A 20,982-nucleotide genomic window follows, 5' to 3' on the forward strand; every position below is an offset into this window, starting at 1 on the left:
GTGCGGCGTGGTGATGGGCGAGGACGAGCGAGAGCAGGGGCGTCGCCGGGGAGAGGTCGGCGAGGGCGAAGGGGCGAGCGGCCGGACGGCGGACGAGGTCGCAAGTTCGCCGCGCGTCCGCGCGGGGGCGACGACGCGTCGGCGAGCTTCAAGGGCGGACGCGGCCCGCTGCGCCCAGGTCCGCGCGCGGGCGAGCGTGAAGCCGGTCGCCGGGCCGCCCTGGACGTGGTGTACGATGGCCGGCGATGTCGACCCGCACGCCCGTCGCCCACGCTCTCGTCTCGCTCGCGCTCGCCCTCGTCGGTTGTGGCGACGACGGCGGGCAGGCGACGGCGGGACAGACGGCGGGACAGACGACGGCGAGCACGAGCAACGGCACCGACCCGACCACCAGTGTGGTGCCGACCTCGACGAGCCCGACCGAGGGCGGCTCGGACAGCGAGACCGGGACCTCGACGGGGAGCACGGGGACGATGAGCGGGACGATGACCGGCACCACCGGGCCGACCGATCCGTCGGCGAGCACCAGCAGCTCGACCACCGACGAGACGGCCACCGACCCGGTCAAGTTCGACATGGCGAGCAGCTCCGATTTCGGCGCGCCGCCGTCGTCGTGCAAGGTCGTCGACGACATGGACGCGATCGGCGACTGTACCGACAAGGCCCCGCCCGATTCGTTCGAGCCCGAGCCGCAGTGGACGTTCACGGGCCCGCCGGGGTTCGAGAACTGCATCGTCACGCCGCTCGTCGTCAACCTGACCGACGACAACGGCGACGGGGAGATCGACCTGTGCGACATCCCCGACGTGGTCGTGGTCGCGGGGCCCGACCAGACGTCGGACGTGCCGCCGTCGCGCCTCTACGTGCTCGACGGCGCGACCGGGGCGGTCCACTTCTTCGCCGCGGAGCTGGTGCAGTTCGGCGGCACGCCGGCGGCCGGCGACATCGACGGCGACGGCATCGCCGAGATCGTCGCCATCGAGCCGGGCTACGGCGGCCGCCTGATCGCGTTCGAACACGACGGCCAGGTCAAGTGGAAGAGCAACACCGTGTGGCCGGGCTCGCAGTCGGGCTCGATCGCGCTGGCCGACATCGACCAGGACGGCGACGTCGAGATCGTCGCCGGCGCCAAATTGTACGACCACAACGGCGTCGAGATCTGGACCCGCGGCAACGACTCGTCCTACAACGCCTCGGCCATCGCCGACCTCGACGGCCAGCCCGGCCTCGAGGTGCTGGTCGGCGGCGCGGCGTTCCACGCCGACGGCAGCACCTGGTACGACACCAACCAGTTCGGCTGGGTCTTCCCGCAGGTCGCCAACCTCGACGCCGACCCGCAGCCCGAGGTGCTGCTGGCCCTCGACAACAAGATCGAGCTGCGCCAGCACGACGGCACGCTGGCGTGGAACTTCACGCCCAACAACCAGGGCGACCTCAGCCGGCCGATCAACATCCACGACCTCGACGGCGACGGCGAGCCGGAGTTCGGCGTCAGCGCGCCCAACTTCTACGGGGTCTACGAGACCAATCAGACGCCGCTGTGGGAGGCGATGGTGGTCGACCAGAGCGGCCAGGCCGGCGGCACGGCGTTCGACTTCATCGGCGGCGGCAAGGCCCAGGCGATCTACGCCGACGAGCACACCGTGTGGGTGTTCGACGAGATGGGCACGCCGCTGATGGAGACGCCCCACCTGTCGGGCACGATCATCGAATACCCGGTGGTCGCGGACATCGACAACGACGGATCGTCGGAGATCCTCGTGGTCTCGAACACGGCGCTCAACGGCGGGGTGGTGCCGTTCACGGTCCAGGCGGTGCGCGACGTCCAGGATCGGTGGGTCCAGGGCCGGCGGATCTGGAACCAGCACACCTACCACGTCACCAACGTCCGCGAGGACGGGACCATCCCGCAATTCGAGCCGCCGCACTGGACGAAGCTCAACACGTACCGCACGCAGGCGCAGATCGCCGCCGGCGGCGAGGTGTGCATCCCGCCGCAGTGACGAGCGAGCATGAGGACGCCCGACAGACCCTGCGATCAGGCGATTGCGATCGCTTCGCCGACGAGGAGAGACGCGTGAGTGACGAGGTCGCCAGAGTGCGAGAGCTGCGGGAGGCGAAGCGACACGAGGACCACCTCGCTGCCGCGTGCGCGTGTGTTGCGAGAGCGCCGGGCGATGTCCTCGCCCAGATCGAAGCGGCGTACGGCCTCGACCGCGCGGGCGAGGAGCAGCGCGCGCTCGTCCACTATGAAGCGGCGCGGCGGCTCGGGGTCCCGGCGAGCGAACATCGCCATTTCACGGTCGGTTACGGTTCGACGCTGCGGAACGTGGGGCGCCACGAGGATTCGGTCGCAGTGTTCGCCGAGGCGGCCGCACGGCACCCGGATTATCCGCCCTTCGCAGCGTTCCTCGCCCTGGCGCTCGAATCGGCGGGCCGTCCTCGTGAAGCGCTGGCGACCCTGCTCCGTCTCACGCTCCAGGTCGCCCCTCACGATGCATTCGACGGCTATGAACGCGCGTTGACGGAATATCAGCGGGGGCTGGTTCGACGCTGAGCGAGATCGTCAGCTCGCCGCCGGCGGCGAGCTGTGCATCCCGCCGCAGGAGCGGGAAGCGCGTATCTTCATCGCCAACGACTGCCGGCTCGCATCGACAGCGGGAGATCCGCCGCGGGCGGCTCGCTTCGCGTCGCCCGGATGCTCCACGGGGCCGGCAGACAATGTGACGGGGCCGCCGTACCCGGCGCTTCGGATGTCCCGAAAGACATACGCCGCGAGCCCGGCCCGGCGATGCAGGCTGGGAGACCTCGCGGGGTCGAACGACGACGCGACACGGCCTGCCCCTGCCTGGGTTTCGCGCTCCGGACCCTTGCTTCTTCATGGGGCCGCTTGCGTCCACAGGTTCAGGTCGCTGTCCTGCGCGGGCCCGAGTTCGTCTCGACCCCCGCCTTCGACCTCCGCAAATCCGCGAGAAATAGGAGCCGTCGGTTCGCGGTTCCGTCGCCGCCCCACGAGACGAGGGAGGGCGACGATGATCAAGGACGAACGCGAGTTCTCGGTGCGATCGATCTGCGCGAACCTGGCCGCCGCGGTGGTGCTCGTGACGACGGGCTGTACGAGCGAAGCCGATCCGGACCCCGGAGACACCGGCGAGGACGAGGTGGTCGAGAAGCAATTCGCGGTGGACGGCGCCTCGATGAACTACGCGGAGGGCCCGGACAACGGGCCGCCGCTGCTCCTGATCCACGGGCAGATGACGGACTGGCAGACCTGGAACCGCGCCCTGCCCACGCTGACGCAGAATTACCACGTCTTCGCGGTCGACTGCTTCGGCCACGGAGGCTCCGACCATGTCCCGGAGCGGTACACGGCGCGGGCCCTGTCGACGGCCATGAGCCGGTTCCTCACGGAGGTCGTGGGCGAGCCCGCGACCGTCGTCGGCCACTCCTCGGGCGGGCTCATCGCGGCCGACCTCGCCGCCCACTCGCGCGAGAAGGTGCGAGGCGTGATCCTGGAAGATCCGCCGCTCTTCTCGTCGGTCCTGCCGCGCGCGGAGCAGACCTGGAATTACGTCGACCTCAGCACCCTCGCCCACGAGTTCCTGCTCAGCGGCGAGGCCGACTTCACGGCCTACTACCTCGAGCACACCCTGTTGTGGACGTTCTTCCCGCCCGACCTCGGGGAGATGATCAAGCAGCAGGCGCTCGCCTACCGGCGAGACCACCCTGACGAGCCCGTGGTCCTGGAGGGCGCGCCCCCGGAGTTCAACGAGCTGCTCCGGGCCCTGTCGTCCTACGACCCCCGCTTCGGCGAGGCGTTCCACGACAACACCTTCCATCAGGACTTCGACCATGCGGACACGCTGTCCCGGATCACCGTCCCCACCGTCCTGATCCACGCCAACTGGAGCGTCGACGACAACGGCGTGCTCCTCGGGGCGATGAGCGGGGACGAGGCCGAGCAGGCCCGCTCTCTCCTCGCCGACGTCGAGTTCGTCAAGGTGGACTCCGGTCACTCGGTGCACTTCGAAAAAACCGACGAATTCCTGCAGATCGTCCTCGACTTCGAGGCGCGCCTGCAGCCGTGAATCGAGGGCGCCCCGCGAGCGGCGCGAGCGCGCGTCGCTGCAGCACGGACCCCCCAGCGGCGCGGGCTCTCGGGGACGCGTCGACGACTTCGCGGCTCGCCATTCTTCGCACGACACGGCCATGGGGCGACGACGGCGCGGGCCGACTCGAGCAAAATGCCGGCATGTCGACCTCCTCCGCGCGCCTGCCCCTCCCGATCGCCCTCGCCCTCGTGTGCGCCTGCGGGGACGCGAACACGACCGCGACCTCCGACACGGCGTCCCTCACGAGCACCACCGGGGCCGACTCCGACGGGACGACCGCTGCCGCGACCGCAGACTCGCCGGGCACGAACGACAGCAGCGGCGCTTCCCCGACCACCGGGCCCTCGACCATCACCGGCACCACCCACGACACCACGGACGGCAACACCGTCACCGGCGACTCCACCACGGGCTTCACGACCACCGACGGCACGACCAGCACCACCACCACCACGACCGGCGACGACGACCCCTTCACGGTCTATCTCGATCCCGCGGGCGACGACGCCCATGGCGGCCTGTCGCCCGACGACGCCGTCCTGACCCTCGCGCGGGCCCAGGAGATCGTCGTCGCTGCGGCCCCCGACCGCGACGTGGAGGTGCGGATCGCCCAGGGCACCTACGTCGGCCAGAGCGTGACCTGGACCCACTATCACCCCGACCACCGGATCGCCTTCATGCCGGCCGATTACGAGGACGGCGAGGGGATCGACGACATCGCCGGTCGCCCGGTGTTCGACGGCGAGGGCGCGGGCGCCCTCCTGACCCTCGACGTCGCCCCGGGGGAGGAGACGCACCTCGAGTTCTACTACCTCGAGATCCAGCATTACCTGCATTACGGCCTGTACTTCCGGGGCAATCGCCTCGATCCCGAGGGCGGCTGGAACGGGGGCAACCGGATCTTCGGCGTGTACTTCACCGAGATCGGCAGCCTGCACGTGCCCGGCGAGGAGGGCTACGGCGCGATCGACCTGGTCAATTCGCGCAACAACGACATCCGCAACAACCACTTCGTCGCCATCGAGAACCACGCGCAGAAGGCCGGGCTGATGCACGGCGTGTACATCGCCCATCACAGCACGGGCAATCAGATCCGCAGCAACCAATTCACCGAGATCAGCGGCGACCCGATCCGCGTGCGCGACGACAGCAACGCGAACCTCATCCAGGACAACACCTTCGAGAACACCGGCAGCGTCGCCTTCTACTCCGACTGGTACTGCGACCCCGACGCCAACCCGAACTGCACCAAGCCCGGCGGCGAGTGCCCGTCGTGGCAGAACGAGTTCCGCGACAACGGGCTGCACTGCGGGTACGGCGGCGAGCAGCTCCCGCCCTTCTCGTACATTCAGGGCGGCGCCGATTACGTCCCGCCGAGCTGCCCCGACCACTTCGTCGACGGCTGGAAGCGCCTGTACACCAGCGACAATACCTCCGCTTGCCCGTGACGCCTGCGTTCGGGCGCAGGATGCCGAGGCGATCGGGCGAAGCGCAACACGTAGCGCACGCAGGCGCAGAGCGCCGGCGGCGAGGTGTGCGCATCCCTCCGCAGTGAGCGGTGGCCCGTCCTCGTCGGCCACGATGACGGGCGGGTATCGACGGTGGCAGCGCCGCCCGATCAGGGCGCGTCGAACACGTCGACGACCGCGTGGCCGCCGAGCGGCATCTCGAACAGCACATGATTCGCGCCGTCGACGACGATGCCGGTCGGCGCCGCGCCGGTACCGAGCTCGAACTCGACGCCCGGCGTCAGCGTCGCGCCGGGGAGCGAGATCTGGTCGATGCGACCGGCGCCGCTCAGGTGCGCGACGAACATGCGAGCGCCGTCGGGCGCGATGGCCAGGCCGTCCGGAGCATCGAGGCCGGTGTAGAACGGCGTGAAAATCCCGTCGGCGGTGACCGTGAGGATCCGATCTCCGCCCCAGTCGGCCACGTAGAGCGTGCCATCGCCGCCGAACGTCGCCACGCTGAGCAGCGAGGCGGACTGCGCGAAGGGGGTGATCACGTGGTTGTCGACGTCGATCGCGAGCAGCTGCGGGGGGCCGTAGGAGACGGCGATGAGCTGGTCGCCGAAGTCCCCGAAGCCCTGCGGCGCGACCGTGAGGCTGAGGATCGGCACCTCCAGCGGCATGATCGATTCGACCTGATCCTGGTCATCGAGGGCGTAGAGGTGATCGGGGATACCGGCGGCGAAGTAGACGCTGTCGTCGCTCGCGCGGTGGGTGATGCCCGAGACCATGGAGTGAGGCAGGCCCTGGACTACCAACGAGACGGAGCCGTCATTGCGGTCCACGCGGTAGATGTTCGCCGTCTCCTCGCCGCCCCCGACGATGAGATCGCAGTCGCCGTCGAACGCGATCTCGCCGAGTACGGCCTGGCCCGTCCACACGTCGATGGGGAAGGTATGCCCGTCCAAGTCCCACGTGCAGGCCTCGGTCATGCACGTGTCGCTGCAACCGTCGCTCGAGGAATTCCCGCCGTCGTCGCATTGCTCGACGCCGACGCGGATCAGGCCGTCGCCGCAGGCTGCGAGCAGACAGGCCGAGGTGCAGGCGCCGTCGTCGGCATTGGCCAGGCCGAGGTCGCACTCCTCACCGGGGTCGATTACGCCATCGCCGCATGCGCCGGCGCCCGTGTCGGGGTCATGGTCGTCGTCGTCCCGAATATCGTCGCCCGAGGGGAGCTCTGGCTCGTACCACGGGCAAACTGGAGTCAAGGAGAAGAAACCACCGAGCAAAATGGTGAGACGTGGCATGGGGAATTTCGGACACAAGCTGACCGAGGCTTCCCGTCACGCCATCCTTGCACCGGATGGATACCGTATCCGGGAAAATCGATGGACTCGCATTCCATCCCAATTGCGAGCGCAGGCGGCGCCGAGGCGTCGCCATTCCACGTGAGCATGTCGCGCGGAGCACACCGCGGCCCTGTGATCCCTGTTACACGTCGACCGCGCGACGCGAGCGGAATCCCGTTCGATGGCGCGGTCGTACGAGCCCGGCATCACTGCTCGATTCAAGCGGCCCCGGGGGGCTGTCGCGATTCTGGTGTGACGAACGAACCGAGCAGGCGCCCTGGGGCGCGGACAGGACGCGAGGAGCGGCGACCGCTCGCGTCATTCGCCGAACCAAAACTGGCACGCGTGGGGCTCGCTCGCTCGTTCGGGCGCGAACCCGAGGACCGCGGCGAAGGCCTCGCGCCGCCGCCACGGCCACACCGCCGCGGCTATCCGCCCTCGACGGCGAACAGCGCCAGGCCGGCGGAGAAGTTCGAGGAGACGTCCGATTCCTCGTCGAATTGCTCGTGGGTGAAGCGCAGGTCGGCGACGATCCAGTTCGCGCCGCCGAACCACAGGCCCGAGACCTTCGCGTTCCAGGTGCCGATCAGCGGGGCGAAGGCCGGCAGGCGCGCGAGCCGTCGCGGATCGGCGAGGACCCCGGGCGGCGGCTCGTCCAGCTCGACGAGGGCGCAGTGCGGCGGCGGACCGGGCCAGGCCGCGAGCTCGGCGAACGCGAAGGCGCGGCGCGCGCCGTCCAGCTGCTGCTCGCGCGGGTCGCCCTCCGCCAGGGTCGAGAACGCGGCGAGGCAGGCCGTGAACGGCCGGACCGCGAAGGCGTCGGCGAGCGGGGCGAGGGGAACGGTCGATTCGTGGGGGGTCGTCATGTCGGGGCTCCGTGCCTCGTTTCACTACCCAAGACCGGCCGGGGAAGCGCGCCCGCGGCCGTCGCGTCGATGCGAGCCTGTCGCCTTGCGTCGCGCTCGCCCGGCTGGCGCGGTGTTCGTCCCGTGCTCCCATCCGCAGACGTTCGCGGCTTCGAGGTCCGATCAGGGACAAAGCTGCTACCCGGGATCGTACACGCTTGCCAGAAGCGCCGAGAAAATGTCCATGGGCGCCACGAATCACATGACAGAGAAGCGGCGCTTCGAGCTCGTCGAGGGCTCAGCGAGTAAGTTCTGGGGGATCACGGTCGAGGGCAAGAGCATGTCGGTGTGCTACGGGCGCATCGGCACGGCGGGGAGCGCGAAGGACAAGGCCTTCGCCTCGGAGGCCGAGGCCGAGCGCGAGGCCGCGAAGCTCGAACTGCTCACGACGCTCGCCAAGAAGGCACCGCTCGATCCGCAATCGCGGGAGGAGAGCGACGAGAAGCAGGCGAAGTACGAGGAGCTTTACGCGGCCGCCCAGAACGTCGGGCTGCCGAAGATGCCGCCCAAGGAGCTGAAGAAGGCGATCACCACGATCCAGGCGCTGATGAAGCCCGCCGAGAAGCTGGCGCTCGCGCTGCCGCTCGCGCGGCAGTACGCCGCCGAGCGCGATCTCTGGGGTGAGGTCGCCAGCGCTGCCGACGACCTGAAGGATTGGCCGCTGACGGCCGAGGCCGCCGCGAACGCGAAGCGGCTGACCCCCCTCGCGGGACCGGCCCGTCTTCGCGTCCATGCTCGCGCGGGCGCTGCACAAACTCGGCCGCGACGGCGAGGCGCTGGCGGTGGTGACGACGGCGATCAAGGCCAAGCGGCACTACCTGGCGCAGGAGATCCCGACCGGCACCGCGCCGGCGTTCCGCGTGCGCTGCCTCGAGCGCGACGGAGCTCCGCCCGAAGAGCTACGAGCTGTGGTTCACGCTCGGTTCGGAGACGAAGGATCGCGAGCAGCGGAAGGCCGCGCTCGAGACGGTGATCGCGTTGTGCAGCGACGAGGACCTGATTCGCTTCAACGAGTCCATCGCGCTGCCCTTCAAGACGAAGGCCGAGGCGCTGCTGGCCCGAGGAGCGCAAGGGGTAGTCGCCGAGAGCGGTCGAGGCCGGCCGACAGCGCGGCGCCTGACGTGTCGGCTCGAGCGGTCGCGCGGGGCGAATGCGCGCGCGCCTCGGCCCCGCGAGGCGCCGCGCAGGATGGGTCGAACGATGCCTGAACCGGGCGTGTCCCGGCAACCGTGACGGCGCTCACCTCCTGGGCGACGTTGAGAGGCCGCTAATCTTGAGTATTCTCCCTTCAAGGTGCCGGCCGTGCGAACCAGGAGCCTCTCCCTGTGGACGATGCTTGTCTGGGCCGCAGGTTGCGCGGAGCAGAGCTTGCCGCCGCTGGTCGCGAGCAGCAAATACATCGACTATCACACGGATGCAGATCCGTCCGTCCTGTGCATGGACGACTTTCTCGCGCGTGAGGATCGATTCGTCGAGGAGGTCGCCGAGGTGCTCGGAGTCGACGTCCCGACGGGGCGAATCAGCTTCGTCTGGAACCTGTACATGGAGTCCGGGGAGTCCTGGGCTTGTGAGCATTCGGTCGATTGCTATCGGTACGACGAGGGACAAGGGACGGGTCTGATCGTCTCGCGCAATGTCTCGAATCGGCACGAGCTCGTGCACGCCGTCGAGATCCCCGCGCTCGGCGCGGCGGGCTCGAAGGTGCTCGGCGAGGGGTTGGCCGAGTACCTGGGATCGGGCAAGTCGACAGCGGGCGTGGTGAACGGTTTTCCCGCGGCGTTCGAGGCCATGGTGGCGGACGGCGAGGTAGATTATCTGCTCGCGCAACACTTCGTCGGTTCGATCTTCTCGCGCGAGGGCGCCGGCAAGTATCGTGCGTTTCGCGAAGCTTTGGATGCGAGCGCCGGCGTGCAACAGTTCTCCAGTGCTTTCGAGTCGATCTACGGGCGCTCGTGGAGCGAGGCCTTGGCGGAGATGAGCGAGGCGGTACACGGGCTGGCTCAGCCCCTGGGCTGTGGAGACGGGAATGAACTGGAATGGACGGCGGACGGCATTCTCGATACGACCATCGCCAGCCAGTGCGGGGACGGAACGTTCTTCGGCCCTGGGATCGTTCATGGCCATCCCGCGTTCGAGGCGACCTTTGTCGTGCAGATCGCCGAAGCCGGTGCTTATGACTTCACGGTTCAAGGGGCTGGCGTCGAGGGTATCCTCAACGCGTGCTCGTTTGAAATCAAGAGCCAGAGCATCGGCTCGAACGGGGGGCAGACGATCCAGGGATTGCTATACCCGGGAGAACACGTCTTGTTGCTCCGATTCTCGGCGGACGACGAAGCGCGAGGGGAAGCCTCGGTCACGATCGAGTACGTGAGCCCGCCTCCGTGACGCTGCTGGCGGTTAAAACCAGGCAGAGAGGCCGAGGACGGCTGCCAGCGTGAAAGACTGCCCTGTCCTCGACCACCCCGAAGAACTACCCGGGTTCCCGGGTCCACCGCTGCGACCGACGCCATAGACCCAGCGATAGTCAAACGTTGCTCCGAAATCGATCGAGATGGCTGGCGTGATGAACGCGTGAGCGCCCACGCCTGCACCCGCCAACGGGAGGAGCGCGCCGATCCGTGTCCACGTATCACCGTAGCGAGAGGTCGCAGTCGCTCCTGTGAGACCGGCCCGAACCAGGATGTAGGGCAGGACCCGGCCCTCGGAGATCGGGAGGATCTCCAGGTAAGGCGTCAGCGTGCCCAGGAAGCGCGTGGTCTCGTCATCGTTGAGGTCGTCCGACGGGTCGTCGTTGCGCTCGAACGAATGCGTCAAATTCATGCCGAAGCGTGCGCCGAGGAGCAAGTGCTTGTGGCTGCCGTAGCCGACCCCGAGAGCGAGCAGCGAGCCTCCCCCCGCCGGCCGACCGTCGATGGAGACGGGTCGGCCCGGGCCGAAGCCGAGCTCGTGTGAACGACTCGGCGGCGAGCCGGTCATGGAAAGTGGCAGGCGGTACGGGGTGGCCCGCGTCCAGGAGAAGACTTCCGTCTCCACGCCGACCCGGACTTTACCCCGCGGACCGACGCTCGCCGCCTCGGCGATGTTCGCCTGGATCACCGCCCCGAGGAGGACCGGGAGGCTCAGGAGGCGTCGGCTCGGCTTCATCTCAATCTCCGGGTCATGGTGAGGTGAAAATGATGCCGTAGGTCAAGTACACGAATCCAGTCCCCCGCTGGACCTTGAGAGTATACGAGGTCTCTGCCTGGTTCAACCACAGCTCCACGTAAGCCGCGAACGCCTCCAGCGGGTCGCCCAGCGGTATCCCATTGACCTCGACGAACTTGTCGCCGTTTCGCAACCCCAGGAGGTACGCCATGTCCGTCGAGACCGCGCTCTCGACAACCAGGCCGTCTGTGACATCGATCCGGGCCGAGTCGCATTCGTAGAGTGCGGTGACGTCATATTCCAACGCGCTGACCAGGTGGCCGGAAATGCCGTAGTCGTTGGTCGACGGATTGGCGATCAGGTCGCCGGGAGCGCAATCGTTGCAGTTATACCCACCTTCGGTCGGGACGGACTCCTCGCCGGTCTTGCAGTGGCCGGCAAACTCGGTCGGAACCGCCTGCCCGCCGCACACCAGCCCACATCGTCCGGCGGTGCAGGGCATGTTTTCGTCATAGTCCCACCACTGACCATCTTGGGCATGGACACAGCTGCAGACGTAGATCGTCTCAATGTTCCATATTGCGCAAACTTCCTCGGGATCGAAGTCGCAACCCGGGTCTCCGACGGGACCGGCCCATTCGATCGTGACTGCAAGGCAGGACGTCGCTCTCAGGCCGGCTCCCAGATGGGCACCGGCTGTCTTCGGGGACCGGATGACTCCGTCGTTGGTACCCTGCTCTCGCTGGATCAGTAGATGGCGGATCCGAGATCGGGCTATCTCCTGGGGGTAGCGTTCGGAGCCTGCTCCCCCCTGTTCGAACAGTTATGAAAGACCGGACGCGTATCTGGCGAGCGGGTCCGAAGTGGCCCATCGATCAGAGCCGGCCGCTCGGGCCAGGTCGTGACGGACGAAGTTCGGACGTGGTTGAATGGACATGTCTTGAGAGACACCTTACTGTCTGTGCCGCCGTTGCCCCGTGGCGGCGCGAGGGCGTCCTCGCCGCGGGGGGTGGGCGGATCCGCGACCTCGGAGTTTTTGCACCCGCCGGGGCAATTTTTTCCCGGGCCGCGGGTACTCCACCCGGGCTAAGGTCCGCATGACGATCGGCCGCCGCTCCGTGGACCACGACGAACGAACACTGCTGCAGGTGCGGCAGGACAGCGGGCGCCCGTCGGAGGAGCGCGAGGCGCTGCTGGCGATCTCCGAGACCCTGCCGGCGGGGGGCGGGCTGGGGGCCACGGGCGAGGAGGCGGTCCGGCCGACGCGGGCGCGAGGCAGCGTGGTCGGGCGCTACGTGGTCCTGTCGCTGCTCGGCACCGGCGGGATGGGGGCGGTCTACGCCGCGCACGACCCCGAGCTCGACCGCAAGATCGCGCTCAAGCTGCTGCGGCCCGACGCCGGCCCCGGCGAGGCGGCGCGGATGATCCGCGAGGCGCGGGCGCTGGCCAAGCTGGCCCACCCGAACGTGGTCGGGGTCCACGACGTCGGGGTGGTCGGCGACGGCGAGGAGGCCGAGGTCTTCATCGCCATGGAGTTCGTCGACGGGGTGACGCTGCGGACGTGGTTGCGCCAGCGGCGGCGCTCGCTGCGGGAGATCGTCGAGGTGTTCGCGGCGGCGGCGCGCGGGCTGGCGGCGGCGCACCGGGTCGACCTGGTCCACCGCGACTTCAAGCCCGACAACGTGATGGTCGACGGCGACGGGCGCGTGCGGGTGATGGACTTCGGGCTGGCGCGCGCCGGCATCAGCGGGCTGTCGCGCGAGCCGAGCCTGCCGGGCGACCTGCGCGCGAGCGCGACCGATGTCCGGCTGACGCGCGCGGGGACGCGGCTGGGGACGCCGGCGTACATGGCCCCGGAGCAGTGGCAGGACGACGAGGTCGACGCCCGCACCGACCAGTTCGCGCTGTGCGTGGCGCTATGGGAGGCGCTGTACGAGGAGCGGCCGTTCCGCGGCGAATCGGTGCACGAGCTGATGTTCGCGGTCACCGAGGGGCCGCTGCCGCGGCCGCCGGAGGGCAAGCGGCGGGCGCCGGCGTGGCTCGGGCGGGTGCTGGAGCGCGGGCTGTCGCGCTCGCCGGCGCGGCGGTTCGCTTCGATGGACGCGCTGCTGGTCGAGCTGGAGCGAGGCCTGGCGCGCCAGCGGCGGCGGCCGCTGATGTTCGGGCTGGTGGCCGCGGCGCTGCTGGTCCTGGGGGTGTTCGGGCTGCGGGCCCGCAGCGCGGCCGCCTGCGCGGCGGCGGGCCGGCAGATCGACGAGGTGTGGAACGAGCGGGCCCAGGCGGCCCTGCACGCGGCGCTGCTGGCGACGGGGGCGCCGTTCGCCGAGTCGGCGTTCCAGAAGGCGGTGCCGCGGGTCGACCGCTGGGCCGGGCAGTGGTCGGAGCTGCGCTCGCAGGTGTGCACGGAGGCGGAGGTCGACGGCACACGCTCGCCGGCGCTCTACCGCCAGGCAGTGGTTTGCCTCGACGAACAGCGCGAGACGCTGGCGGCCCTGCTCGAGGTGTTCACCGCCGACTCGGCGGCGAACGTGCAGCGCCTGGTGCCCGCGGTGGCCGGGCTCTCGCAGCTCGAGCCGTGCGCCGAGAAGAGCTACCTCGAGCGCATGCCGGCGCCGCCGGACGACCCGGACACGCGCGAGCGGGCCCACGCGCTGCGCCGCGAGCTGCAGCAGGCCCGCGGGCGCCTGGCGGCCGGCGACTGCAGCGGGCTGCCGCAGGCCGAGGCGATGCTGGCCGCGGCCGAAGCGCTGTCGCACCCGCCGCTGGTGGTGACGGCGCGCGACCTGGTCGCCGACCTGGCCGAGTGCGGCGACGCGTTCGACCGCGCCGAGGAGGCGCTGCGCCAGGTCTACGTCGAGGCGGAGGCGCTGCGCGCCGACGAGGTGGCGGCCGGCGCGGCGATCCAGCTCGTGGGCACGATCGGCCGCGACCGCGCCCGCGCGGCCGAGGCGCTGCAGTGGGCCCTGCCGGCCGAGGTGATCGTCCAGCGGCTCGGCGAGACGCGCGGGCTCCTGGGCGCGAGCCTGGCCCAGAACCAGGCGCTGGTGCACGCGTCGCGCGGCGAGCACGAGCGGGCGCTGGCCGAGATGGAGCAGGCCCTGGCGATCCGCGAGGAGCTGCTCGGGCCCGACCACCCGACGGTCGCGGCGGCCCTCGACGTGATCGGGGGGATCCACCGCACCCGCGAGTCGCTCGACGCGGCCCTGGCCGCGCAGACGCGGGCCCTGGCGATCCGCCGCGAAGCCCTCGGCGCCGACCACCCGGCCGTCGGCGTGTCGGCCAACAACCTCGGCCTGCTCGAGCAGCAGCGCGGCCACTACGACGCGGCGCTGCCGCTGCTCGAGGAGGCGGTGGCGGTCGCCGAGCACGCGCTCGGCCCCGACGACCTCGAGGTCGGGACGGCCCTCAACAACCTCGGGCGCCTGCAGCACGTGCGCGGCCGCTACCCCGAGGCGCGGGCCCTGCTGACGCGGGCGCTGGCGATCCGCGAGGCCCGGCTCGGGCCGAACGACCTCGACGTCGCGGTCACGCTGCAGAACCTCGGCCTGCTCGACCTGCTCGAGGGCGACCGCCTGGCGGCCCGCGAGCTGCTGCAGCGGGTGCTGACGATCCGCGAGCGCAAGCTCGACGAGTCGCACCCCGAGGTCGTGGCGATCCTCGACAGCCTGGGCACGCTGAACTACCGGATCGGCAGCTACGCGGAGGCGCAGGCGCTGCACGAGCGGGCGCTGGCGATCCAGCAGCGCATGCTGCCCGCCGGCCACCCGGACATCGCCAGCTCGCTGCGCAACCTGGCGCTCGTGCGCGCGGCTCGCGGGGAGCGCGAGCAGGCGCTGGCGCAGGCGAGCGAGGCGGCGGCGATGGCCGAGACGGCGCTCGGCGCGGATCACCCCGACCTCGCGCCGCTCCTCAACACGCTGGGGATGCTGCAGCGCCGCAGCGATCCGGCCGCCGCAGTGGCGACGCTGGAGCGGGCGCTGGCGATCTCGGCGCGCGCCCGCGGGCGCAAGCACCCGGCCACGGCGACGTCGCTGCTGCGCCTCGGCGAGGCCCACCTGGCCCGCGGCGCCCGCACCGAGGCCGAGGCGAGCCTGACCGAGGCGCTGGCGATCCGCGAGACCCTCGGCCGCGACACGCCGGAGGTCGCGGAGGTGCTGGTCGCCCTCGGCGAGCTCGAGCTGGCCCGCGAGCAACCGGCGGCGGCGGCCCCCCTGTTCGAGCGGGCGGTGCAGATCCGCAGCAAGGGCGGGATTGCCAGGCACCAGCTCGCCGAGGCCCGCTTCGGCCTGGCCCGCGCCCTGCAAGCCACCGACCCGCCGCGCAGCCGCGACCTGGCCGAACAGGCCGCCGCGACGCTGCGCGAGGAGGGCAAGGCGTTCGCCGAACAGCTCGCCGCGGTCGAGGCGTGGCTGCAGCGTTAGGGGGTGTGAACGCGATCTACGAGGGGACTTCCTCGGCTTTTCGTATGGGTTCCGGCCAAAGAGGGGCCAGCATGATGCGCTGGACGCCCTCGCAGTCGGGCTGCACGAGAAGGAGGTGAAGTGGGTGCTCGACGCCGACATCCGGGGTTTCTTCGACACCCTCGACCACGGATGGCTGGTGAAGTTCATCGAGCACCGGATCGGCGACCGTCGGGTCGTCCGGCTGATCCAGAAATGGCTGCAGGCGCTCGTCCGCGGCCCATCGGCAAGGACCTTGAGGATCAAGCGCTCGAGCTCGAGGTCGCTGACGCCGCTCTCCTCCGCAGCGGCCAGTTCAGCCTGGCGACTCCGCCACCGGTGTCGCCATCGGCCGATCGCCTCGGGTTCCAATTTCGAGCTCCACCGCCTGCTCGTTGTTCGGAACGCCTTGCCCCGACAACTTCACGATCTGCACCCTCGGGACCAGTTGCTGCGGGATCTTGTGGCTCCGCTCGAGCTTGTCGAGGATGCGCCGCTGTCGCTCGGAGACGAGGATCCTGGGGGCCGTCCGTGCCATGGTGGTCTTCCGCCTGCACAAGTACCCGGGTGCGAATCCGCTCTAAACTTCTGGCGTTTCCAGCCCGGCAGCACTAGGCAGTGCTGAGCGTCAACTTTCGCGGCTCGAACGGCTTCGCCAAGCGCCACCTGCCCCCGGCGACCACGAGTGGGCCGGCAAGATGCACGACGACCTGCTCGACGCAGTCGCCTGGGTCACCGCCAAGAAGCTCAGCGACCAGGCATGCGTCGCGATCATGGGCGCCAGCTACGGCGGCTACGCGACGCTCATCGGCCTGACCTTCACGGCGGAGCACGTGCCGGGCCTCGTCGAGGCGTTGCAGGCCCGCGGTAGTAATTGCCCGGCTCGCACGAGCCGCGCTCCCGAGCGGTGCTCGGGAGCGCGGCTCGATTCGTATTGGCTGCTCAGATCTCGAAGCAGTACAGGCGGCGGAGCCCGTTGCAGGTCGCAGGGTTGCCGTTGTCGCTCCAGCTGGCATTGGTCCCGTTGCTGCGTCCGTACTCGCCGGTGACCGCCGAGCTATTGGTCGTCCAGTTGGTGCAGGTGGCGGTGGTGGCCTGGCCGTTCGGGCTGGATCCGGTCCACACGTCCGACGCGCTGGCCGTGCTGCCGAGTTCGGTCACGCTGAGGGCGACGTCGATCGTCCCGTCGGTCAGGTCGGCGAGCGTGTTGGCGAGGATGGTGTTGTCGATCCGCCGATAGCCGGGGAGGGGCGGCGCGAAGCGCGTCGACGGGGAGCCGGCGTCGGTGCTGAGCCACACGTCCCAGGTGCCGCCGAGGCCGGCCGCGTCGGCGCGCGTCTGGCACTTGGCCGCGGCGCCTGCGAGGCCGCCGAGGTTGCCGTCATACGTGGTGCTGGTGACGAACGCCCGCTTGGCGGGCTGGCACTCGAAGCAGCCGTCGCCCTGGGTGGCGTTGCCGTCGTCGCACGGCTCGTGGCCGGCCCACACGTAGCCGTCGCCGCAGACGGGCAGCTGGCAGTGGTTCGGGCAGTCGTCGGTCTGCACGAGGTTGCCGTCGTCGCAGCCCTCGCCGAGCTGCACGAAGCCGTCGCCGCACGCCGGCACCTTGCACGCGAGGGTGCAGCTGCCGTTGTTGTCGTTGCCGGCGCCCGCGTCGCACTGCTCGCCGGCCTGGACGAAGCCGTCGCCGCAGGTCGGCAGCTTGCACGCGTTGGTGCAGCCGTCCTCGTTGACGAGGTTGCCGTCGTCGCAACCCTCGCCGGGAGCAGCGAAGCCGTCGCCGCAGATGGCCCCGGTGCAGTCGGGCTTGCAGGGCTTGTCCTCCCCGTTGTCCGCGCCGCCGTCGCACTGCTCGACGCCGACCCATAGCAGGCCGTCGCCGCACACGTTCTGCTTGCAGTTCAGCGTGCAGGCGCCGCTGTCGCTGTTGACGTCGTTGAGGTCGCACTCCTCGCCGAGGCTCGGCTGGGTGAAGCCGTCGCCGCACACGGGGGCGCTGCACAGATCGGTGCAGCCGTCGTCCTGGTCGTGATCCATGCCGTCGTCGCACTGCTCGCCGGGATCGACGACGCCGCTGCCGCACGTCTCGAGCGTGCACACCGGACTGCAGCCGTCGCCCGCGGCCAGGTTGCCGTCGTCGCAGCCCTCGGCGGGGCCGAGGTCGCCGTCGCCGCAGACGTTGAGCTGGCAGCCGGCGAGGCAGCCCTTGTGCGGGCCGTTATTCGGGCCGTTGTCGCACGTCTCGTGGCCGCTGCCCTGGTCGTGAACGAGGCCGTCGCCGCACACCGCGATCGTGCAGGCCAGCGTGCAGTCGCCGCCGTCGCTGTTGCCCGCGCCGTCGTCGCAGGCCTCGCCCGCCTGCAGGAAGCCGTCGCCGCAGGCCGCGGCGGTGCAGGCGTTGGTGCAGGCGTCGGTGTCGATCGCGTTGCCGTCGTCGCACGCCTCGGTGGCCTGGACGATGCCGTCGCCGCAGGTCGGGACGGTGCACGCGTCGGTGCAGCCGTCGTCGTTCACTGCGTTGCCGTCGTCGCAGCCCTCCAGCGGCCCGGCGTGGCCGTCGCCGCACACGTTGATCGTGCAGTCGAGCTTGCAGCCGGCGTGGTCGCCGTTGTTCGCGCCGTTGTCGCACTGCTCGCCGGGGCCGAGGTCGCCGTCGCCGCAGACGTTGAGCAGGCAGTTGGCGCGACAGGCGGCGGCGGGGCCGTTGGCAGGGCCGTGGTCGCACTGCTCGCCGACGACGGTCTGCAGCACCCCGTCGCCGCAGGTGGCCGCCGCGCAGGTGTTGCGGCAGGCGTCGTCGTCGACGGTGTTGGCGTCGTCGCAGGTCTCGGGCGGCTGGGTGATGCCGTCTCCGCACGAGGCGAGGACGCAGGCGTTGGTGCAGGCGTCGCCGTCGACGTCGTTGCCGTCGTCGCAGGCCTCGCCGGGACCGAGCAGGCCGTCGCCGCACACGGCGTGCAGGCACTGCGAGGTGCAGGGCTTATGGTCGCCGTTGGCGGAGCCCTGGTCGCACTCCTCGCCGGGGCCGAGCTCGAGGTCGCCGCACACGTTGAGCTGACAGTTGCTGCGGCAGACCTGGCCGGGGCCGTTGTTCGGGCCGTGGTCGCACTGCTCGCCGAGGCCGAGCTGGCCGTCGCCGCAGACGCCCAGGCTGCCGCCGCTGCCGAGGTTCGGCGGGTCGACGTCGAGGTCGACGGCGACGTCGGCGTCACAGCCGGCGGCCGACAGCAGGAGGGCGCCGGTGAGCAGGGCCGCGCGAATGCCGAGAGTACGGAGGATCGTGTGGTTCTTCATGTCAAAGTCTCCTGGGATTCTTGAGGTCGCGCGGACGGGTCATTGCTCGAAGCAGTACAGACGGCGCGGCACGTTGCACGCGAGCGCCGCATCGGAATAGAGACTCCAGGTGCCGTTGACGGCCTGGGTCTGACCGACCCACCCTTTGTTGGAGGAGAAGTCGGTGCTCCAGTAGCTGCAGGTTGAAAGGTTCGAGTTGCTTTGCGACCCGGCGCCGGTCCACACCCATTCGGTGCCGACGTGGCCGCCGAATTCGTTGATGCTGATCGGCGCGTCGATCGACCCGTCGACGAGGTCGGCCCAGTCGTCGGCCACGATCGCGCCGTCGAGGCGCTGATAGCCGGTGGCCGAGTGGGTGAAGCGCGTGGTGGGGGTGTCGTACATCGAATAAAAGAGATAGGCGTCCCAGACGCCGCCGAGGCCGGCCAGGTCGGCGCGGGCCTGGCACTTGGCCTTGGCGCCGACGACCCCGTCGAGGTCGCCGGTGTAACCGATCGAGGTGACGAACACGCGCTTGGGCACGGTGCAGTCGTCGCTGCAGCCGTCGCCGGTGACGTTGTTGCCGTCGTCGCACGCCTCGTGGCCGCTCCACAGCGCTCCGTCGCCGCAGGTGGCCGCCTGGCAGGCGACGCAGGCGTCGCTGTCGTCGTCGTCGCCGTCGTCGCAGGCCTCGCCGGCCTGGACGAAGCCGTCGCCGCAGCTGGCCTGCAAGCAGGTGAGGGTGCAGGCGCCGGCGTTGTCGTTGGCGGGGCCGTCGTCGCACTGCTCGCCGACCTGGACGACGCCGTCGCCGCAAGTCATGGCCTTGCACGCGCTGGTGCACTCGTCGTCGTCGTCCTCGTCGGCGTCGTCGCAGGCCTCGCCGGGGCCGACGACGCCGTCGCCGCAGACGGCCCCGGTGCAGTCGAGCTTGCACGGCTTGTCGTCGCCGTTGTGGACGCCCTGATCGCATTGCTCCTCCGCGAGCCACACGAGGCCGTCGCCGCACACGGCGTGCTCGCAGCTCAGGGTGCAGGCGCCGCCGTCGCTGTTGCCCGCGCCGGCGTCGCACTGCTCGCCCAGGCTGGCCTGCACGTGGCCGTCGCCGCAGGCGGGCACGGTGCAGTCGTCGGTGCAGCCGTCGTCCTGGTCGCCGTCGGCCCCGTCGTCGCACGGCTCGCCGGGATCGACGACCCCGTTGCCGCACGCCTCGAGCGTACACGTCGCGGTGCAGCCGTCGCCGCCGACGAGGTCGCCGTCGTCGCAAGCCTCGCCGGGGCCGAGGTCGCCGTCGCCGCAGACGTTCAGCGTGCAGTCGGCGAGGCAGGCGTGACCGGGGCCGTTGGCCGGGCCCTCGTCGCATTGCTCGCCGCCGCCGCCCTGATCGTGGAGCAGGCCGTCGCCGCAGGTCGCCTGCGCGCAGGCGAGGGTGCAGTCACCACTGTCGCTGTTCTCGAGCCCTTCGTCGCAGGCCTCGCCGGGCTGCACGTGGCCGTCGCCGCAGGCCGCGGCGGTGCAGGCGGCGGTGCAAGCGTCGGTGTCGAGCGCGTTGCCGTCGTCGCAGGTCTCGGTGGCCTGGACCAGGCCGTCGCCGCAGGTGGCGGCGACGCAGGTGTTGCTGCACGCGTCGAGGTCGATCATGTTGCCGTCGTCGCAGCCCTCCAGCGGGCCGACGTGGCCGTCGCCGCACACGTTGAAGGTGCAGTTCGACTTGCAGGCGGCGTTGTTGTCGTTGCTCGGGCCGTTGTCGCACGCCTCGCCCGGGCCGATGTCGCCGTCGCCGCAGACGTTGGTGGTGCAGTTCGTGCGGCAGGCCGCGTTCGGGCCGTTGGCGGGGCCGTCGTCGCACTGCTCGCCGGCGACGGGCTGGTGGTGGCCGTCGCCGCAGGCCGCGGGGACGCAGGCAGAGGTGCATAGGTCGGTGTCGAGCGCGTTGCCGTCGTCGCACGCCTCGCCCGGGCCGGCGAAGCCGTCGCCGCACGCGCTGGGCTTGCATTGGGGGGTGCAGGGGGCGCCGGGGCCGTTGTCGTCGCCGTCGTCGCACTGCTCACCGGGGCCGAGGTCGCCGTCGCCGCAGATGTTGAGCTGACAGTCGGCGTGGCACGCCTGACCGGGGCCGTTGGCCGGGCCGTGGTCGCATTGCTCGCCGGGTTGGAGCTCGCCGTCGCCGCAGGCGCCGCCGGCGGTGGTGACGTTGATGTCGACCGCGACGTCGAGGGCGCCGTCGCAGGCCGGGATCACGAGCTGCAGGCCGGCCGCGAGCAGGCCCGCTTGCAAGGAACGAATGGGTCGAATGCGGATGGACATGGTGA

15 protein-coding genes and 1 pseudogene are annotated in these 20,982 nt (G+C 70.4%); 9 read left to right on the forward strand and 7 right to left on the reverse strand.

Going from position 1 to position 20,982, the window contains the following annotated elements; genetic code table 11:
- Nucleotides 1-245 precede the first annotated feature (245 nt).
- The 4 genes from NAEX_RS32485 to NAEX_RS32500 all read left to right on the forward strand — a co-directional run bounded on the left by NAEX_RS32485 (nucleotide 246) and on the right by NAEX_RS32500 (nucleotide 5,560).
- Complete coding sequence (locus tag NAEX_RS32485) at nucleotides 246-2,003, forward strand: FG-GAP repeat domain-containing protein (RefSeq protein WP_096331364.1); 1,758 nt, start codon at nucleotides 246-248, stop codon at nucleotides 2,001-2,003.
- Nucleotides 2,004-2,077: 74 nt separating this feature from the next.
- The gene (locus NAEX_RS51060) at nucleotides 2,078-2,557 is read left to right on the forward strand and encodes a tetratricopeptide repeat protein (protein WP_170136175.1); all 480 of its coding nucleotides are present in this window, start codon (nucleotides 2,078-2,080) and stop codon (nucleotides 2,555-2,557) included.
- 475 nt (nucleotides 2,558-3,032) lie between these two features.
- Nucleotides 3,033-4,088: an alpha/beta fold hydrolase gene (locus tag NAEX_RS32495; RefSeq protein WP_170136176.1), complete on the forward strand. Its 1,056-nt coding sequence runs from the start codon at nucleotides 3,033-3,035 to the stop codon at nucleotides 4,086-4,088.
- A 164-nt stretch (nucleotides 4,089-4,252) separates the two neighbouring features.
- Entirely contained in the window at nucleotides 4,253-5,560 is a 1,308-nt protein-coding gene (locus NAEX_RS32500) for a right-handed parallel beta-helix repeat-containing protein (RefSeq protein ID WP_096331366.1), read from the forward strand.
- Nucleotides 5,561-5,730: 170 nt separating this feature from the next.
- Here the strand turns inward: NAEX_RS32500 and NAEX_RS52365 are convergent, their stop codons facing one another.
- Nucleotides 5,731-6,867 (reverse strand): DUF4215 domain-containing protein, encoded by a 1,137-nt coding sequence (locus NAEX_RS52365; RefSeq protein ID WP_096331367.1) that lies wholly within the window; start codon nucleotides 6,865-6,867, stop codon nucleotides 5,731-5,733.
- A 470-nt stretch (nucleotides 6,868-7,337) separates the two neighbouring features.
- The gene (locus NAEX_RS32510; RefSeq protein WP_096331368.1) at nucleotides 7,338-7,775 is read right to left on the reverse strand and encodes a hypothetical protein; all 438 of its coding nucleotides are present in this window, start codon (nucleotides 7,773-7,775) and stop codon (nucleotides 7,338-7,340) included.
- 223 nt (nucleotides 7,776-7,998) lie between these two features.
- Here NAEX_RS32510 and NAEX_RS52370 point away from each other — a divergent pair, with 223 nt between their 5' ends.
- On the forward strand, nucleotides 7,999-8,787 hold the full coding sequence (locus NAEX_RS52370; RefSeq protein ID WP_245913844.1) for a WGR domain-containing protein: 789 nt from the start codon (nucleotides 7,999-8,001) through the stop codon (nucleotides 8,785-8,787).
- Nucleotides 8,788-9,146: 359 nt separating this feature from the next.
- Nucleotides 9,147-10,199, forward strand: coding sequence for a hypothetical protein (locus tag NAEX_RS32520; RefSeq protein WP_143141416.1), 1,053 nt, complete (start codon nucleotides 9,147-9,149; stop codon nucleotides 10,197-10,199).
- A 12-nt stretch (nucleotides 10,200-10,211) separates the two neighbouring features.
- Here NAEX_RS32520 and NAEX_RS32525 read toward each other — a convergent pair whose 3' ends face one another.
- Nucleotides 10,212-10,910 carry a hypothetical protein gene (locus NAEX_RS32525; protein ID WP_143141415.1) on the reverse strand — a complete coding sequence of 233 codons (699 nt, stop codon included), beginning with the start codon at nucleotides 10,908-10,910 and terminating at the stop codon, nucleotides 10,212-10,214.
- A gap of 61 nt (nucleotides 10,911-10,971) precedes the next feature.
- Complete coding sequence (locus tag NAEX_RS32530; RefSeq protein ID WP_143141414.1) at nucleotides 10,972-11,460, reverse strand: hypothetical protein; 489 nt, start codon at nucleotides 11,458-11,460, stop codon at nucleotides 10,972-10,974.
- A gap of 595 nt (nucleotides 11,461-12,055) precedes the next feature.
- Here NAEX_RS32530 and NAEX_RS32535 point away from each other — a divergent pair.
- Both NAEX_RS32535 and NAEX_RS53230 read left to right on the forward strand, forming a co-directional pair.
- Nucleotides 12,056-15,379, forward strand: a complete 3,324-nt coding sequence (locus NAEX_RS32535; RefSeq protein WP_096331372.1) for a serine/threonine-protein kinase — start codon at nucleotides 12,056-12,058, stop codon at nucleotides 15,377-15,379.
- Nucleotides 15,380-15,384: 5 nt separating this feature from the next.
- Nucleotides 15,385-15,626: pseudogene (locus NAEX_RS53230) on the forward strand (group II intron reverse transcriptase/maturase); the annotation flags it as partial.
- Between the two features lie 87 nt (nucleotides 15,627-15,713).
- Here the strand turns inward: NAEX_RS53230 and NAEX_RS53235 are convergent.
- Nucleotides 15,714-15,935 (reverse strand): hypothetical protein, encoded by a 222-nt coding sequence (locus NAEX_RS53235; RefSeq protein ID WP_170135316.1) that lies wholly within the window; start codon nucleotides 15,933-15,935, stop codon nucleotides 15,714-15,716.
- Between the two features lie 160 nt (nucleotides 15,936-16,095).
- Here NAEX_RS53235 and NAEX_RS54735 point away from each other — a divergent pair, with 160 nt between their 5' ends.
- On the forward strand, nucleotides 16,096-16,446 hold the full coding sequence (locus NAEX_RS54735) for an alpha/beta hydrolase family protein (protein ID WP_211302513.1): 351 nt from the start codon (nucleotides 16,096-16,098) through the stop codon (nucleotides 16,444-16,446).
- Here the strand turns inward: NAEX_RS54735 and NAEX_RS32550 are convergent.
- Both NAEX_RS32550 and NAEX_RS32555 read right to left on the reverse strand, forming a co-directional pair.
- Nucleotides 16,340-18,691, reverse strand: coding sequence for a DUF4215 domain-containing protein (locus tag NAEX_RS32550; RefSeq protein ID WP_096331374.1), 2,352 nt, complete (start codon nucleotides 18,689-18,691; stop codon nucleotides 16,340-16,342). The two genes, NAEX_RS54735 and NAEX_RS32550, sit on opposite strands and share 107 nt — an antisense overlap.
- 39 nt (nucleotides 18,692-18,730) lie before the next feature.
- On the reverse strand, nucleotides 18,731-20,977 hold the full coding sequence (locus tag NAEX_RS32555; protein WP_096331375.1) for a DUF4215 domain-containing protein: 2,247 nt from the start codon (nucleotides 20,975-20,977) through the stop codon (nucleotides 18,731-18,733).
- Between the last annotated feature and the right edge of the window lie 5 nt (nucleotides 20,978-20,982).

This window comes from Nannocystis exedens, from assembly GCF_002343915.1.
In the GTDB taxonomy this organism is placed as follows: domain Bacteria; phylum Myxococcota_A; class Polyangia; order Nannocystales; family Nannocystaceae; genus Nannocystis; species Nannocystis exedens.

Bases quoted from the DNA above. Each gene is read 5' to 3' on its own strand.
- NAEX_RS32485 (WP_096331364.1), top strand. From the start codon at position 246: ATGTCGACCCGCACGCCCGTCGCCCACGCTCTCGTCTCGCTCGCGCTC.
- NAEX_RS32495 (WP_170136176.1), top strand. From the start codon at position 3,033: ATGATCAAGGACGAACGCGAGTTCTCGGTGCGATCGATCTGCGCGAAC.
- NAEX_RS32500 (WP_096331366.1), top strand. From the start codon at position 4,253: ATGTCGACCTCCTCCGCGCGCCTGCCCCTCCCGATCGCCCTCGCCCTC.
- NAEX_RS52365 (WP_096331367.1), bottom strand. From the start codon at position 6,867: ATGCCACGTCTCACCATTTTGCTCGGTGGTTTCTTCTCCTTGACTCCA.
- NAEX_RS32510 (WP_096331368.1), bottom strand. From the start codon at position 7,775: ATGACGACCCCCCACGAATCGACCGTTCCCCTCGCCCCGCTCGCCGAC.
- NAEX_RS52370 (WP_245913844.1), top strand. From the start codon at position 7,999: ATGGGCGCCACGAATCACATGACAGAGAAGCGGCGCTTCGAGCTCGTC.
- NAEX_RS32520 (WP_143141416.1), top strand. From the start codon at position 9,147: ATGCTTGTCTGGGCCGCAGGTTGCGCGGAGCAGAGCTTGCCGCCGCTG.
- NAEX_RS32530 (WP_143141414.1), bottom strand. From the start codon at position 11,460: ATGCCCTGCACCGCCGGACGATGTGGGCTGGTGTGCGGCGGGCAGGCG.
- NAEX_RS32535 (WP_096331372.1), top strand. From the start codon at position 12,056: ATGACGATCGGCCGCCGCTCCGTGGACCACGACGAACGAACACTGCTG.
- NAEX_RS53235 (WP_170135316.1), bottom strand. From the start codon at position 15,935: ATGGCACGGACGGCCCCCAGGATCCTCGTCTCCGAGCGACAGCGGCGC.
- NAEX_RS54735 (WP_211302513.1), top strand. From the start codon at position 16,096: ATGCACGACGACCTGCTCGACGCAGTCGCCTGGGTCACCGCCAAGAAG.
- NAEX_RS32550 (WP_096331374.1), bottom strand. From the start codon at position 18,691: ATGAAGAACCACACGATCCTCCGTACTCTCGGCATTCGCGCGGCCCTG.
- NAEX_RS32555 (WP_096331375.1), bottom strand. From the start codon at position 20,977: ATGTCCATCCGCATTCGACCCATTCGTTCCTTGCAAGCGGGCCTGCTC.